We start from the raw sequence: 14967 nt of genomic DNA, 5'->3' as shown, positions 1-14967 counted from the left end.
AAGTCCTTTTAATCAAAAAGTGATTCAACATCGTTAATCAACTCGCTGGCGGTGATGTCGTCGAGCATGGAAAAAGTAAGTAAAGGTTGTTTACCGTAGCGATCATCTGGCGAGGTGATTTTTACGCTTTCAACAGGTAACAGGTCGCCATAACCTGTTTCACCATAAATTAATGAAAAATGTTCTGTTTCAAGTTCGAGATCGCCATAAGGGGTAGATTTGCGCATCGCATAGACGCTGCCGCTTTCTTCCAGACGTTGCCAGCCTCGGCGCTCTAGCCCGACAATACGTCCGGCCTGACAGAGCTGTCCTTGCCAGCGTGTCAGGTCGTGGGTATTCCGTTCATTATCAGCAAGACGATAACTACCACGATCGAGCTGTTGGAAGGGGGGAAGCAGTTCGTAATCAGCGTAAATTTGCCTGAATGCAGCGGCAGATTCAGGGGGGATTTCCAGCACATGCGGTATACCGATGTTTCCTGCTGGCAGCGTGAATAACTCATCCTGCGCATCGCTGTAAGTGCTGTCTTCTGCGACCCGGAAGCAGGCAATCAGCGTGTTTTCTTCAGTATATACTCCCCATAACAGCCGTCGGGTTAAGTGACGTACCAGCGGATGCTCCACCAGAAACAGGCGGAACTGTTCTGCCGTCCAGCGTCTGCGCTGGCACATAGCCTGCTCCAGACGATCAATCTGCTGACTGGCAATGGCGCGCACATCTTTCTTCAATTGTTTGAAGAGGTTAACGGCGTCAGTTGCCAGTGTTTTATCATCGCTCTGATTTGGTTTGGGTAAATCTTTCAGGACTTTGCCGTTTGCATCGCGCACTACAGGTTTTAAGGTTTCGTCAAAACCAACGGTGAATTGACGTGGGCCGAAATTAAGTATCAGCGAGCCGTTGATATCAAGCCCTAAATCTGGAGCCAGGCGGTCTTCCAGTTCGGCCATAGTCAGCCCACGGTTTTCAGCAACTATGTTGATTTTCTCGCGGGCATGTTCCTGTAATACAACGAATTTAATCTTTTTCGCAATGCCATTAAGCAGCATTAGCGCAACATCGCTGCCAATATCAGCTAATACATCCAACCCGGACACCGCCCGTTTATGCTGTGATTCCCCAGGCCAGGCACTGATAAGCGGGGTTAATTTACGCGCGGTGTCGTCATTGCCTAAAATCCCCAGCGAAGTAAATGCCCAGTTTTCTTTTGCGGGTGCGCCAGCTTCTGTCCAGGCGGTATACAGATCCCAGCCAAAGTCAGCCAGTGATTCGCGAGTGAAGGTTTCTTTGATGATCTCCAGCCCAGCGTAGGCGGTAATGTCGCGAGGAAAGCTCAGCATAGTGCCCAGGTGGCGCATAGCGTCATCTGGTAGAGGCAGGTTGTTACTTTTAAGCCGTGGTCTGCGCCATAAGGTGAACTGATAAAAGCCGGGCAGTGGGGCGATTTTTGCGGGATATTCTTCCAGAGGATCGCTATCAAATAATGTTGCCAGCGCAGCTAAAACATCAGGTTGATTATATCCTTGCGCGATTTTCTCAATCGTTTCTCGCTGGTTTAATTTCACTAGCAGGCGGAGCGCCTGGCGGGCATATTCCCGATTTTGGCACGGTTTGTCCAGTGCCAAAGGCAGTAGCCCGGCGGCGGCATGGCGCGGGTTATTTGCCAGCCAATTAACGGCATCCTTGTAAGCCATTTTTTTCTGTAACCGCTGCGCCATTGGTAAGGCTAGTTCACTGGCCCCAATAAAGAGGGTGAATATCCACAGTCGTTGATGATCTCGTTGCAAGCAGGTCATAAACGCAGGAATGGCCGTACTACCAAAAACTGCCAGAATCTCTTTCTCACCTGAATATCGCTCCTCAATGATTATTTGGTTGAGAAATGAAATCGCCTGTTGTCCCGGTAAGTAACAAAGCGCAGATAAATTCCAGCTTTTGTTGGCATTGTTGTGATATTTCGCAAACTCAGCTTTTAGTGCTGGAAAATCAAAGCGCAACAAGGCATCAACAGCGCTTTGCGGTATGTATTTTTTTTCATGTAAGTCATCTTCGCAATGCAGCCATTCATTAAAACCTAATTGCCAAAGGATTTGTTGTTCTGGTGTAAAAGGAATGAAAGATGTCTCCCAGCTTTCTTTTTCAATTAGTGGTAGGTCGGTAAATAAGGTTTGCTGTGATGCCTGATATTTCGCGATTTCACTGAATCTGGATATGTCAGTGTGACTGATTAACTCTGTAATTCCTGGTGTGATATCCGTGACGGCAGGAATGGGAAGCACAGGTAAATCAAATACGGGTATTACATTTTTCTTCTTATTTATTATCCACGGTGGAGCGACAAATAGCTGCGGCAACATATCCGCAGTGGCATACTCACATTCTTTAGCTACTGACTGAGGACGACATTCAGATAAGATGCCTGCCGCTTTAGCATTAACCCAGGGAATGACGTCAGTGACTAACTCTGGCGTGACGGTAATCAGTTTGACAAGCGCGTTGCGCCACTGTGCATCTTCATGTATTGCCAGCAAAGTAGCATAAGCGGCAATAGCCGCAGCGGGATGTTTTTGGCAGGCTTTGCTTAAGTATTCCAGGTGCTTTTTCTTGCCATTTACACCGAGGATCAGAATTTGAATCGCATCCGGGTGATTCGTTTTCCATAGCCATTTGACAAGATCTTCAGTCTCGCTGATGCGCTCGAAGAGATAAGTGGGATTGTCAGAATGCTCTTCCACAAACTCAGTAAGTATCCGGCTTACACCGCGCCCCCCATTATTTGCCAGCAACATTGCCAGATAAGCGCGAAAATCACGATACAACGGTGGGAAGTCGTATTTTTCTGCTGTAGTCAGAGCTATATCATCGGTTACTACCAGTCTTAACCAGGTTATCGCCGGAACGTTTTGGTCTGCATAATGTAGCGCCATAGCATTGGCAATATCCGGGCGTTCAGGGAGCAGTAACGCGGCAAAAGGTTGCCGTGCTGGGGATAGCGTCGGAATAGCAGTAAGCACTTTATCCACACAGCGTTGCCACTCATCTTCTGAAGCGAGTGAAAGATGATGACATAGACGTTGATGCCAACTCGGTAGCGATTCTGCTTCGTGATTAGGTGGAATGATGGTGGTTACTGCGCCTTTTACTGGTTTATATTTGAGTTGAAGAGCGAGAAGGGCGATTTCAACGGCACTTTCCAGACCACAGCGAATGACTAAGTCATCGACCAGTTCATCTTGAGAGTAAGAGTTCCAAAAGCCCCAGAGCAATGCTGCATCAGATTGCGCACTCCCTGTCGGTTGATTACCCTGAACTCGCATTTGTAACTCAGCAAAAGCCTGCTGCCAGTTTTCTGGATAAGAGCGGTAATTATTGTCGGGGTCATATGCCCTGGTGTTATTCGCGATGCGCTTCCATATTTGACCATCTTTGTGCAGATAATTGATATCTCTGGGGCGAGAGCGATGTGGAAAAGCAAATCGGTTAATATCGTCGGTTAGCGGAATGACTGCATCATCAGCCAGCCATGGGCGTTTGTTTTTACTCTCGGGTGAAGTTTCAACGTCAGGAGTGACTTTGGTGACGGGGGGGATATGCACGTTTGCCGAAGCGTCTTCCACATAGCCTTTTTTCGTTTTCTCAGCGATAAGCTTCAGTTCCGCTTTTTCCGCCGCCGCAGCATCCGCAAAGCTTTTTATCTGGCTTTGCCCTTGGGTGCCAACTTTTCCCCAACTGATATGCAACTCGTTACCTTGCTGCCCCACCGCCCAGAATTTATGCGATTTTTCGTCCTGGTAGATATAACTCTTCATCCGCGTTCCCTGTATTTATATCCAGTTATAAGCGGATGCTAGCAGTTAATGAAAAAAATTAAGAGCGTTGAACAAACAAGAAAACAACTTTAGGAATTCATAAAGAAAAGGCGCTGTCGATGCAGCGCCTTGAAGGGGGATTATTTCACCTGATGGCCCGGTTTAGCACCGGCATCCGGGCTTAGCAGGAAAATATCTTTCCCGCCAGGACCAGCAGCCATCACCATGCCTTCAGAGATACCGAAGCGCATTTTACGTGGTGCCAGGTTAGCCACCATAATGGTGTGACGACCAATCAGTGCCTGCGGATCCGGGTAGGCAGAACGAATGCCGGAGAAGACATTGCGTTTTTCACCGCCGAGATCCAGCGTCAGGCGCAGCAGTTTGTCAGAACCTTCAACAAACTCTGCGTTTTCAATCAGCGCCACGCGCAGGTCAACTTTAGCGAAGTCGTCAAAGGTGATGGTTTCCTGAATCGGATCATCTGCCAGCGGGCCAGTCACGGGGGCGGCAGTGGCTTTCACTTCTTCTTTAGACGCTTCCACCAGTGCTTCAACCTGCTTCATGTCAATACGGTTATACAGCGCCTTGAACGGATTCACTTTGTGGCCCAGCAGCGGTTGCTGGATACCATGCCAGGTCAGTTCCGTATTGAGGAATGCTTCTGCACGCTCGGTCAGTTTCGGCAGTACCGGCTTCAGGTAAGTCATCAGCACGCGGAACAGGTTTATGCCCATCGAGCAAATTGCCTGCAGGTCGGCATCGCGGCCTTCCTGTTTCGCCACCACCCACGGAGCCTGTTCATCGACATAGCGGTTAGCCAGATCAGCCAGCGCCATAATTTCGCGCACTGCTTTACCAAATTCGCGGCTTTCCCATGCTTCACCAATCACTTCAGCGGCATCCGTGAAGGTTTTGTACAACTGCGGGTCAGCCAGTTCGCTTGCCAACACGCCGTCAAAACGCTTGTTGATAAAGCCCGCGTTACGGGATGCCAGGTTTACAACCTTATTAACGATATCGGCATTCACGCGCTGGACGAAATCCTCGAGGTTGAGATCGATATCATCAATGCGCGAAGAGAGTTTCGCAGTGTAGTAGTAACGCAGGCTGTCAGCGTCAAAATGATTCAGCCAGGTGCTGGCTTTAATAAAGGTGCCGCGAGACTTGGACATCTTCGCGCCGTTCACCGTTACATAGCCGTGAACAAACAGGTTGGTCGGCTTGCGGAAGTTGCTACCTTCCAACATGGCAGGCCAGAACAGGCTGTGGAAGTAAACGATATCTTTACCGATGAAGTGGTACAGTTCGGCGGTGGAGTCTTTCTTCCAGTATTCATCGAAGCTTACGCTGTCGCCGCGCTTGTCGCACAGATTCTTGAAGGAACCCATGTAGCCAATCGGCGCGTCCAGCCAGACGTAGAAATATTTGCCCGGCGCGTTCGGAATTTCAAAACCGAAGTACGGTGCATCGCGGGAGATATCCCACTGTTGCAGACCGGACTCAAACCACTCCTGCATTTTGTTTGCCACCTGCTCCTGCAACGCGCCGCTGCGGGTCCATGCCTGCAACATTTCGCTGAAAGAAGGCAGATCAAAGAAGAAGTGTTCAGAATCACGCATTACCGGGGTAGCGCCAGAAACCACCGATTTCGGCTCGATCAGTTCAGTCGGGCTGTAGGTCGCGCCGCAGACTTCGCAGTTATCGCCGTATTGATCCGGGGATTTACATTTCGGGCAGGTGCCTTTTACAAAACGGTCCGGCAGGAACATGCCTTTTTCCGGATCGTACAGCTGAGAGATGGTGCGGTTTTTAATAAAACCGTTTTCTTTCAGGCGAGAATAGATAAGTTCTGACAACTGGCGGTTCTCTTCGCTGTGCGTCGAGTGATAGTTGTCATAGCTGATGTTAAAGCCTGCAAAATCAGTCTGATGTTCCTGACTCATTTCGCCAATCATCTGCTCCGGAGTGATACCAAGCTGCTGAGCTTTCAGCATGATCGGTGTACCGTGGGCATCGTCGGCGCAGATGAAGTTGACCTCGTGGCCGCGCATTCGCTGGTAACGGACCCAGACATCAGCCTGGATGTGCTCCAGCATATGGCCGAGGTGGATTGAGCCGTTAGCGTACGGCAGTGCGCACGTCACCAGAATTTTCTTCGCGACTTGAGTCATAGTAGGCATTACTTCTTAATAGTGAAAAGGGGTTAGATAGTACCAAATGGGAAAATGTTAAGTAAGTACTTCTCTATATTCTTCAGGTAAACTATCAGCTGATGGTTTATCTATACAAAAAAGGAGTCGGGATGAACGAACAATCCCAGGCCAAATCACCAGAAGCCTTGCGCGCAATGGTCGCCGGGACACTGGCCAATTTTCAGCACCCAACCCTGAAGCATAACCTCACCACGCTGAAAGCGTTGCACCATGTCGCCTGGATGGACGACACGTTGCATGTGGAACTGGTTATGCCATTCGTCTGGCATAGCGCGTTCGAAGAGTTAAAAGAGCAATGTAGCGCTGAACTGCTGCGCATCACCGGGGCGAAAGCTATCGACTGGAAACTGTCGCACAATATCGCCACCTTAAAACGCGTGAAGAATCAGCCGGGAATTAACGGCGTGAAGAACATCATTGCGGTCAGCTCCGGTAAAGGCGGCGTGGGTAAATCCTCCACGGCGGTAAATCTGGCGCTGGCACTGGCGGCGGAAGGGGCGAAAGTCGGCATTCTGGACGCCGATATCTACGGCCCATCAATACCCACCATGCTGGGCGCAGAAAATCAGCGTCCAACTTCGCCGGACGGTACCCATATGGCACCGATTATGTCTCATGGACTGGCAACCAATTCAATTGGTTATCTGGTCACTGACGACAATGCGATGGTGTGGCGTGGTCCGATGGCGAGCAAGGCGTTAATGCAGATGTTGCAGGAAACCTTGTGGCCGGATCTCGACTATCTGGTGCTTGATATGCCGCCAGGCACCGGTGACATTCAATTGACACTGGCACAAAACATTCCAGTAACTGGCGCGGTAGTGGTCACCACCCCGCAGGACATTGCGTTGATCGATGCGAAAAAAGGCATTGTGATGTTCGAGAAAGTCGAGGTTCCGGTGCTCGGTATTGTCGAGAACATGAGTGTGCATATTTGCAGTAACTGTGGTCACCATGAACCGATTTTCGGTACCGGTGGTGCAGAGAAACTGGCCGAGAAATACCACACGCAGTTGCTGGGGCAGATGCCGTTACACATTTCCTTACGTGAAGATCTCGATAAAGGCACGCCAACAGTTATCAGCCGTCCGGAGAGCGAATTTACCGCTATCTACCGCCAGCTGGCTGACCGCGTTGCAGCCCAGCTTTATTGGCAGGGAGAAGTCATTCCTGGCGAGATTTCCTTCCGCGCGGTCTGACGCGTATTAACCTTTTTGGTTGTTTTTCATACACCGCAGAGATGTTACATTGATGCGGTGTATTTGTTTTTGCCGCATTAATGAACACTTATTTAATGCTGCGAATATTCTGCGGACCTTCGTCCGAAACTCTATAAAGTCGATTGATCGTACAGGCAATGCATCATTATCATCCTTCGTGGCTGTGTAGTGGATGTACAGCTATAGTTTGTTATGCACTCATTCTATCCAGGCATAACCTTTACTACAGGGATAACGTTCAATGAATAAGTACTGGCTATCAGGAATTATTTTTCTTGCCTATGGAATGGCTTCTCCCGCGTTCTCTTCACAGACTGCCACATTAACGATTAATGGCAGGATCAGTCCCCCAACATGCAGTATGGCTATGGTTAATGGTCAACCTCAACAGCATTGTGGTCAGTTAACGTATGATGTTGATACCCGTCATCAGGTTTCTTCGCCAGTCAAAGGTGTGACGACAGAAGTGGTTGTTGCAGGTAGTGATAGCAAACGTCGAATCGTGTTAAATCGCTACGATTAATTTGCCACCCTGGTTTTTTAAGCGGATTTAGAAAGCTGAAATCATTCGCGTGAATGATTTCAGCTTTTTTATTGATATTAATAATACCATTTAAAAAAATCTGCATTAATTAATAGATGTGATAAATATTTAATATGCTTAAGTATTTGTTGTATTTATATTGCAATAGTTAATTTGTTTTAAATCAATAAAACAATATGTTTACATTGCGGCAACTTTTTTGATGTGAGAAATTTGTTTCCAAGAGATACAGACTCTTAACAACCAAAAAATAAATTTTATTAAGGAACATATTATGAAACGTTCAATTATTGCTGCCGCTGTCTTTTCTTCTTTTTTTATGAGCGCTGGGGTATTTGCCGCAGACGTTGATACCGGAACATTAACCATTAAAGGGAATATTGCAGAATCTCCGTGTAAATTCGAAGCGGGTGGCGATTCAGTAAGTATTAATATGCCAACTGTACCAACCACTGTCTTTGAAGGTAAAGCTAAATACTCGACCTATGATGATGCAGTCGGTGTAACCAGCAGCATGTTAAAAATTAGCTGTCCGAAAGAAGTTGCTGGTGTAAAACTCTCGTTGATTACCAACGATAAAATAACCGGAAACGATAAGGCGATAGCCAGTAGCAACGATACCGTGGGGTACTATCTCTATTTAGGTGATAACAGTGATGTCCTGGATGTTTCTGCACCTTTTAACATTGAGAGTTATAAAACAGCGGAAGGTCAATATGCTATTCCGTTTAAAGCAAAATACCTGAAGCTGACAGATAATTCAGTGCGATCAGGTGATGTGTTATCTTCTCTGGTTATGCGTGTGGCGCAGGATTAATAAATAAAATTTCAAATTTCTCCAGGTAATAAACATGGCCGCTATCCCCATGGCGGCCTTTTAATTTAAGAGGCATTAAGATGAAAGGATTATTAGCTTTACTCATTTCTTCTATGGTCCTTCCTGCGCATGCCGGAATTGTTATCTACGGGACGCGCATTATTTACCCGGCAGAAAATAAAGAAGTGATGGTGCAGTTGATGAACCAGGGAAACCGTTCTTCGCTGCTGCAGGCGTGGATTGATGATGGCGATACGTCGTTACCACCTGAAAAAATTCAGGTTCCTTTCATGTTAACGCCACCAGTGGCAAAAATAGGGGCAAATTCCGGGCAGCAAGTAAAAATCAAAATTATGTCGAATAAACTGCCCACTAATAAAGAGAGCATTTTTTATCTGAATGTTCTGGATATTCCACCAAATAGTCCAGAGCAAGAGGGCAAGAATGCACTGAAATTTGCAATGCAAAACAGAATCAAATTGTTTTACCGGCCTGCGGGTATTGCACCGGTAAATAAAGCGACATTTAAAAAGTTACTGGTAAATCGCAGTGGCAATGGATTGGTGATAAAAAATGACTCAGCAAATTGGGTAACGATTTCGGATGTCAAAGCTAATAATGTCAAAGTCAATTATGAAACTATTATGATTGCCCCCTTGGAAAGTCAGAGTATTAATGTCAAAAGTAATAATGCGAATAACTGGTATCTGACCATTATCGATGACCATGGCAACTATATTAGTGACAAAATTTAATTGCAGGAGCTGCCTATGTTGAGAATGACCCCACTTGCATCAGCAATCGTAGCGTTATTGCTCGGCATTGAAGCTTATGCAGCTGAAGAAACCTTTGATACCCATTTTATGATAGGTGGAATGAAAGACCAGCAGGTTGCAAATATTCGTCTTGATGATAATCAACCCTTGCCGGGGCAGTATGACATCGATATTTATGTCAATAAGCAATGGCGCGGGAAATATGAGATTATTGTTAAAGACAACCCGCAAGAAACATGTTTATCCAGGGAAATTATCAAGCGGTTAGGCATTAATACCGATAACTTTGCCAGCGGTAAGCAATGTTTAACATTTGAGCAACTTGTTCACGGTGGGAGCTATACCTGGGATATCGGAGTTTTTCGTCTCGATTTCAGTGTACCGCAGGCGTGGGTGGAAGAACTGGAAAGTGGCTATGTTCCACCGGAAAACTGGGAGCGGGGTATTAATGCGTTTTATACCTCTTATTATGTGAGTCAGTATTACAGCGACTATAAAGCGTCGGGTAATAGCAAGAGTACATATGTACGTTTTAACAGCGGGTTAAATTTACTGGGGTGGCAACTGCATTCTGATGCCAGTTTCAGTAAAACAAATAGCAATCCAGGGGTGTGGAAAAGCAATACCCTGTATCTGGAACGTGGATTTGCCCAACTTCTCGGCACGCTTCGCGTGGGTGATATGTACACATCAAGCGATATTTTTGATTCTGTTCGCTTCAGCGGTGTGCGGTTGTTTCGTGATATGCAGATGTTGCCTAACTCGAAACAAAATTTTACTCCACGGGTGCAGGGGATTGCTCAGAGTAACGCGCTGGTAACTATTGAACAGAACGGTTTTGTGGTTTATCAGAAAGAGGTTCCTCCTGGCCCGTTTGCGATTACAGATTTGCAGTTGGCCGGTGGTGGAGCAGATCTTGATGTCAGCGTGAAAGAGGCGGACGGTTCGGTAACCACCTATCTGGTGCCTTATGCAGCAGTGCCGAATATGCTGCAACCCGGCGTGTCGAAATATGATTTTGCGGCAGGTCGTAGCCATATTGAAGGGGCGAGCAAACAAAGTGATTTTGTTCAGGCGGGTTATCAGTATGGTTTTAATAACTTATTGACGCTGTATGGCGGATCGATGGTCGCGAATAATTATTACGCGTTCACTTTGGGGACTGGCTGGAATACACGCATTGGTGCCATTTCCGTCGATGCCACGAAGTCGCATAGTAAACAAGACAACGGCGATGTGTTTGACGGGCAAAGTTATCAAATTGCCTACAACAAATTTGTGAGCCAAACGTCGACGCGTTTTGGTCTGGCGGCCTGGCGTTATTCGTCGCGTGATTACCGGACATTTAACGATCACGTTTGGGCAAACAATAAAGATAATTATCGCCGTGATGAAAACGATATCTATGACATTGCCGATTATTACCAGAACGATTTTGGCCGTAAAAATAGCTTTTCTGCCAATATGAGCCAGTCATTGCCAGAAGGCTGGGGTTCTGTGTCCTTAAGTACGTTATGGCGAGATTACTGGGGGCGTAGCGGCAGCAGTAAGGATTATCAGTTGAGTTATTCCAACAACCTGCGACGGATAAGCTATACCCTCGCAGCAAGCCAGGCTTATGACGAGAATCATCATGAAGAGAAACGTTTTAATATTTTTATATCGATTCCCTTTGATTGGGGTGATGACGTTACGACGCCTCGTCGGCAAATATATATGTCTAACTCAACGACATTTGATGATCAGGGTTTTGCCTCAAATAATACGGGATTATCGGGAACCGTTGGAAGCCGGGATCAATTTAACTATGGGGTCAACCTGAGTCATCAGCATCAGGGAAATGAAACGACAGCTGGAGCGAATTTAACCTGGAACGCGCCGGTGGCAACGGTGAATGGCAGTTATAGTCAGTCGAGTACTTATCGACAGGCTGGAGCCAGTCTTTCAGGGGGCATTGTCGCCTGGTCGGGTGGCGTTAATCTGGCGAACCGTCTTTCCGAAACGTTTGCTGTGATGAATGCGCCAGGAATTAAAGATGCTTATGTCAATGGGCAAAAATATCGCACAACAAACCGTAATGGAGTGGTGGTATACGACGGAATGACACCTTATCGGGAAAATCACCTGATGCTGGATGTGTCGCAAAGCGATAGCGAAGCAGAATTACGTGGCAACCGGAACATTGCCGCCCCTTTTCGCGGCGCGGTTGTACTGGTTAATTTTGATACCGATCAGCACAAGCCCTGGTTTATAAAAGCGTTAAGAGCGGATGGGCAACCATTAACGTTTGGTTATGAAGTCAATGATATCCACGGTCACAATATTGGTGTTGTCGGTCAGGGAAGCCAGTTATTTATTCGCACTAATGATGTACCGCCATCGGTTAATGTGGCAATTGATAAACAACAAGGGCTCTCATGCACAATCACCTTCGGTAAAGAGATTGATGAAAATAGGAACTATATTTGCCAGTAATAATCGGGTGGCTCTATGAAAATTCGCATAATGTTATTTATATTAATTATGATGGTAATGCCTGTGAGTTATGCAGCATGTTATGGAGAGTTATCTGCCCAGCATAATTTTGCTGTTCAGGGGGATTTTGCACTGACTCAAACACAAACGGCAACATATGAGCATAATTTTAATGATTCGTCATGCGTGAGTACAAATACTATCACCCCTATGAGCCCGTCGGATATTATTGTTGGACTTTATAACGATACCATTAAATTAAATTTACATTTTGAATGGACCAATAAAAACAACATCACGTTGTCAAATAATCAGACCAGTTTCACCAATGGTTATTCGGTAACGGTGACACCTGCGGCCAGTAATGCAAAAGTGAATGTTTCTGCGGGGGGCGGCGGTTCAGTGATGATTAATGGTGTTGCGACATTATCCAGTGCTTCATCATCGACACGCGGGAGTGCTGCAGTACAATTTTTACTGTGTTTATTCGGTGGCAAGTCATGGGATGCATGTGTAAATAGCTACAGAAATGCATTGGCACAAAATGCAGGTGTCTATTCCTTTAATCTGACATTGTCATACAACCCGATAACCACAACCTGCAAACCGGACGATTTATTAATTACTTTAGAGAGTATTCCCGTTTCACAATTACCAGCTACAGGTAACAAAGCAACAATAAATAGTAACAAAGGGGATATTGTTCTGCGTTGTAAAAACTTATTAGGTCAACAAAATCAAACATCACGGAAAATGCAGGTGTATTTATCAAGTTCTGACTTGTTAACCAACAGCAACACAATACTGAAAGGTGCGGAAGATAATGGCGTAGGATTTATTCTTGAAAGTAATGGTTCTCCAGTCACACTTTTAAATATCACTAACAGCAGTAAAGAATACACAAATTTAAAAGAAATTGCGGCAAAGTCAAAACTTACAGATACAACGGTTTCAATTCCGATAACTGCCAGTTACTACGTCTACGATACAAATAAAATTAAATCTGGCGCACTGGAGGCAACCGCATTAATCAACGTGAAATACGACTAATAACAAGCAAGACGAGCAAGTGGCTAATAATAAAAAATAACAAGGTGTCTGCATTTCCCCCTCATGATGAGGGGGCTTTTTTTAGCGATGATAAAAAATCTCACCATCGTAGGCTTTAATGATTTTACCGTCGGTGTCGCTGATCAACACGTACGCGCCACCCATATAGGTCCAGTGCGTCCCGGCATCAGGCGCGGGCAGGTTACGTAACTGCCACTGCTTAATGTTGTACTCATCGGTGCGGTACATCTCTGGGACGGTATCGCCTGGTTTGAAATGCTTAAAGTCAGCAATGAAACTGCTTAACTCATACTTAGAAATTCCCGAGGTATTGGTCGAACCCGCGGTGGCTGGTGCGGCCCAGGCGGCACTGGTAACCAGCAAAAGCACACCCAGCAACATCTTATTTTTAATGGTCATAAACTCTCCACTTTGGGGATCTGTAATATCAGTCGCATATCTTTCCTGCCATACAATATAACTGACAAGCGATATTTTGTTAGTGATCCCATGATTTCGTAAAAAGTGTAAATGAAAGGATGCCCTAAAAGCATCCTTAGCGAGCAGAGAGCCAGCGGAAATAGCTGATTTAAGAATCATCCTGGGCTGAAGATAACATGCAAGCCTAAAGGATTGAGTTATCGTATTATGCCCATAAAGCCATGTACGCCCATATACACACCAACTAAGCCAATCAACAGACTGGAAAAATAGGGGGCGCGTTTAGCGAGAGTGTTAAATCCGCTCCAGCGTTTTGCGACCTGCTGAACGCTGATTGCTGCGCCAATGCCTACGGTGACCAGCGTTAACGCAAGGCCAATGCTGAAACTGACGACCAGTGTTGCGCCCAGTGTCAGGGCTTTCAACTGAATGCAAATCAACAGCACGGTAATTGCTGCCGGGCAGGGGATAAGGCCACCGGTTAAGCCAAATAACAAAATTTGCCAGTTGGTGACCTCTCTACCATCGAAGCGTCGTTTAATGTCATTGGCATGGGCTCGTGCATGAGCATCCTGATACTCCCCATGTTCGTGATGGTGATGATGTCCATGGTCGTGGTGATCTTCGTGATCGTGATGATACTCATGATCATGCCCGTGCATATTCTCCAGCCAGTTGCGTTCGCCGCGCCAGGTACGCCAGAACATCCAGAACGCGGTGCCAATAATGATCACCGCGGAAATCAACTGGAGCCACGGTTCTGCAGATTGAGCAGTAAAACGTTTGCTGATCACCATCCCGCCAAAGGCAATCAACCAGACCACCGCGGTATGCGAAATGGTTGCTGCCAGTCCGAGCATCACCGCCTGTTTAATGGTGCCTTTGATGGCGATGATAAACGCCGCCATCATCGTTTTTGAGTGCCCTGGTTCCAGGCCATGAAGCGCACCAAGTAAGATGGCGCTGGGGATGAAGAACCAGGCATTTCCTTGCTGAAGAAGAGTGGTAAATTCGGTCATGATAATAATTCTTAGTATTAATTCGGCAATCCGATTCTACTCCCCCCCAGTACCTGATACTACCCCCCAGTAGAATAATAGTGCTATGATTTTTCATGTTCTTGTTAACCAGGTGTTGCCATGTCTCATACAATCCGTGATAAACAGAAACTGAAAGCGCGTGCCAGTAAGATTCAGGGTCAGGTCGTGGCGCTCAAGAAAATGCTCGACGAGCCGCACGAATGCGCAGCTGTTCTACAACAGATTGCTGCTATCCGTGGCGCGGTAAACGGCCTGATGCGCGAAGTGATTAAGGGGCATCTGACGGAACACATCGTTCACCAGGGGGATGAGCTAAAACGTGAAGAAGATCTGGATGTCGTTCTGAAGGTGTTGGATTCATATATCAAATAATTTCACAACGTTATTGTAATCCCGCCGTTTTTCCTCGTTTACAACGTGTGCGCGGGACATTACCATCCATCTCTGCGATTCATCATCGCAACCAAACGACTCGGGGTGCCCTTCTGCGTGAAGGCTGAGAAATACCCGTATCACCTGATCTGGATAATGCCAGCGTAGGGAAGTCACAGACCACCAGGTCATTGCTTCTTCACGTTATGG

General features: G+C 46.5%; 11 protein-coding genes and 1 riboswitch. Of the genes, 7 read left to right on the top strand and 4 right to left on the bottom strand.

Features of this window, described 5'->3' with window-relative positions:
• Window positions 1-8: 8 nt before the first annotated feature.
• Window positions 9-3806, bottom strand: coding sequence for a DUF4132 domain-containing protein (locus tag BEB42_RS14155; RefSeq protein WP_105267425.1), 3798 nt, complete (start codon window positions 3804-3806; stop codon window positions 9-11).
• Window positions 3807-3946: 140 nt separating this feature from the next.
• Window positions 3947-5980: a methionine--tRNA ligase gene (gene metG, locus BEB42_RS14150; protein ID WP_010359719.1), complete on the bottom strand. Its 2034-nt coding sequence runs from the start codon at window positions 5978-5980 to the stop codon at window positions 3947-3949.
• A 131-nt stretch (window positions 5981-6111) separates the two neighbouring features.
• Between metG and apbC the strand changes: the two genes are divergently transcribed.
• From apbC to BEB42_RS14115, 6 genes are all read left to right on the top strand, one after another.
• Window positions 6112-7221 (top strand): iron-sulfur cluster carrier protein ApbC, encoded by a 1110-nt coding sequence (apbC, locus tag BEB42_RS14145; protein WP_001005448.1) that lies wholly within the window; start codon window positions 6112-6114, stop codon window positions 7219-7221.
• 262 nt (window positions 7222-7483) lie between these two features.
• Window positions 7484-7765, top strand: coding sequence for a YehE family protein (locus tag BEB42_RS14140; RefSeq protein WP_001046488.1), 282 nt, complete (start codon window positions 7484-7486; stop codon window positions 7763-7765).
• Between the two features lie 295 nt (window positions 7766-8060).
• The gene (locus BEB42_RS14130; protein WP_105267424.1) at window positions 8061-8603 is read left to right on the top strand and encodes a fimbrial protein; all 543 of its coding nucleotides are present in this window, start codon (window positions 8061-8063) and stop codon (window positions 8601-8603) included.
• Between the two features lie 80 nt (window positions 8604-8683).
• On the top strand, window positions 8684-9358 hold the full coding sequence (locus tag BEB42_RS14125) for a fimbria/pilus periplasmic chaperone (RefSeq protein WP_000677343.1): 675 nt from the start codon (window positions 8684-8686) through the stop codon (window positions 9356-9358).
• A 15-nt stretch (window positions 9359-9373) separates the two neighbouring features.
• Complete coding sequence (locus BEB42_RS14120; protein WP_105267423.1) at window positions 9374-11854, top strand: fimbrial biogenesis outer membrane usher protein; 2481 nt, start codon at window positions 9374-9376, stop codon at window positions 11852-11854.
• Window positions 11855-11869: 15 nt separating this feature from the next.
• Window positions 11870-12904: a putative fimbrial-like adhesin protein gene (locus BEB42_RS14115; RefSeq protein ID WP_000702197.1), complete on the top strand. Its 1035-nt coding sequence runs from the start codon at window positions 11870-11872 to the stop codon at window positions 12902-12904.
• Window positions 12905-12985: 81 nt separating this feature from the next.
• On the opposite strand, the gene rcnB is transcribed toward BEB42_RS14115, so the two are convergent.
• Together rcnB and rcnA are read right to left on the bottom strand one after the other, a co-directional pair.
• Window positions 12986-13324 carry a Ni(II)/Co(II) efflux transporter accessory subunit RcnB gene (rcnB, locus tag BEB42_RS14110; protein WP_000153074.1) on the bottom strand — a complete coding sequence of 113 codons (339 nt, stop codon included), beginning with the start codon at window positions 13322-13324 and terminating at the stop codon, window positions 12986-12988.
• A 218-nt stretch (window positions 13325-13542) separates the two neighbouring features.
• Window positions 13543-14364, bottom strand: coding sequence for a nickel/cobalt efflux protein RcnA (gene rcnA, locus BEB42_RS14105; RefSeq protein WP_000134587.1), 822 nt, complete (start codon window positions 14362-14364; stop codon window positions 13543-13545).
• 120 nt (window positions 14365-14484) lie between these two features.
• Between rcnA and rcnR the strand changes: the two genes are divergently transcribed.
• A complete protein-coding gene (gene rcnR / locus BEB42_RS14100) occupies window positions 14485-14757 on the top strand; it encodes a Ni(II)/Co(II)-binding transcriptional repressor RcnR (protein ID WP_000019944.1) in 273 nt (90 codons plus the stop codon).
• Between the two features lie 91 nt (window positions 14758-14848).
• A riboswitch (TPP riboswitch) is annotated at window positions 14849-14945 on the top strand.
• Window positions 14946-14967 lie beyond the last annotated feature (22 nt).

Origin of the sequence: Escherichia sp. MOD1-EC5990, from assembly GCF_002965285.1 — a bacterium.
Classification (GTDB): Bacteria; Pseudomonadota; Gammaproteobacteria; order Enterobacterales; family Enterobacteriaceae; genus Escherichia; species Escherichia coli_F.
The sequence above is the reverse complement of the archived record's forward strand: the minus strand, read 5'-3'. Positions and strand labels throughout refer to the sequence as shown.

Coding starts and splice junctions, on each gene's coding strand:
- rcnR (WP_000019944.1), top strand. CDS start 14,485: ATGTCTCATACAATCCGTGATAAACAGAAACTGAAAGCGCGTGCCAGT.
- BEB42_RS14140 (WP_001046488.1), top strand. CDS start 7,484: ATGAATAAGTACTGGCTATCAGGAATTATTTTTCTTGCCTATGGAATG.
- BEB42_RS14155 (WP_105267425.1), bottom strand. CDS start 3,806: ATGAAGAGTTATATCTACCAGGACGAAAAATCGCATAAATTCTGGGCG.
- BEB42_RS14115 (WP_000702197.1), top strand. CDS start 11,870: ATGAAAATTCGCATAATGTTATTTATATTAATTATGATGGTAATGCCT.
- BEB42_RS14130 (WP_105267424.1), top strand. CDS start 8,061: ATGAAACGTTCAATTATTGCTGCCGCTGTCTTTTCTTCTTTTTTTATG.
- BEB42_RS14125 (WP_000677343.1), top strand. CDS start 8,684: ATGAAAGGATTATTAGCTTTACTCATTTCTTCTATGGTCCTTCCTGCG.
- apbC (WP_001005448.1), top strand. CDS start 6,112: ATGAACGAACAATCCCAGGCCAAATCACCAGAAGCCTTGCGCGCAATG.
- BEB42_RS14120 (WP_105267423.1), top strand. CDS start 9,374: ATGTTGAGAATGACCCCACTTGCATCAGCAATCGTAGCGTTATTGCTC.
- metG (WP_010359719.1), bottom strand. CDS start 5,980: ATGACTCAAGTCGCGAAGAAAATTCTGGTGACGTGCGCACTGCCGTAC.
- rcnB (WP_000153074.1), bottom strand. CDS start 13,324: ATGACCATTAAAAATAAGATGTTGCTGGGTGTGCTTTTGCTGGTTACC.
- rcnA (WP_000134587.1), bottom strand. CDS start 14,364: ATGACCGAATTTACCACTCTTCTTCAGCAAGGAAATGCCTGGTTCTTC.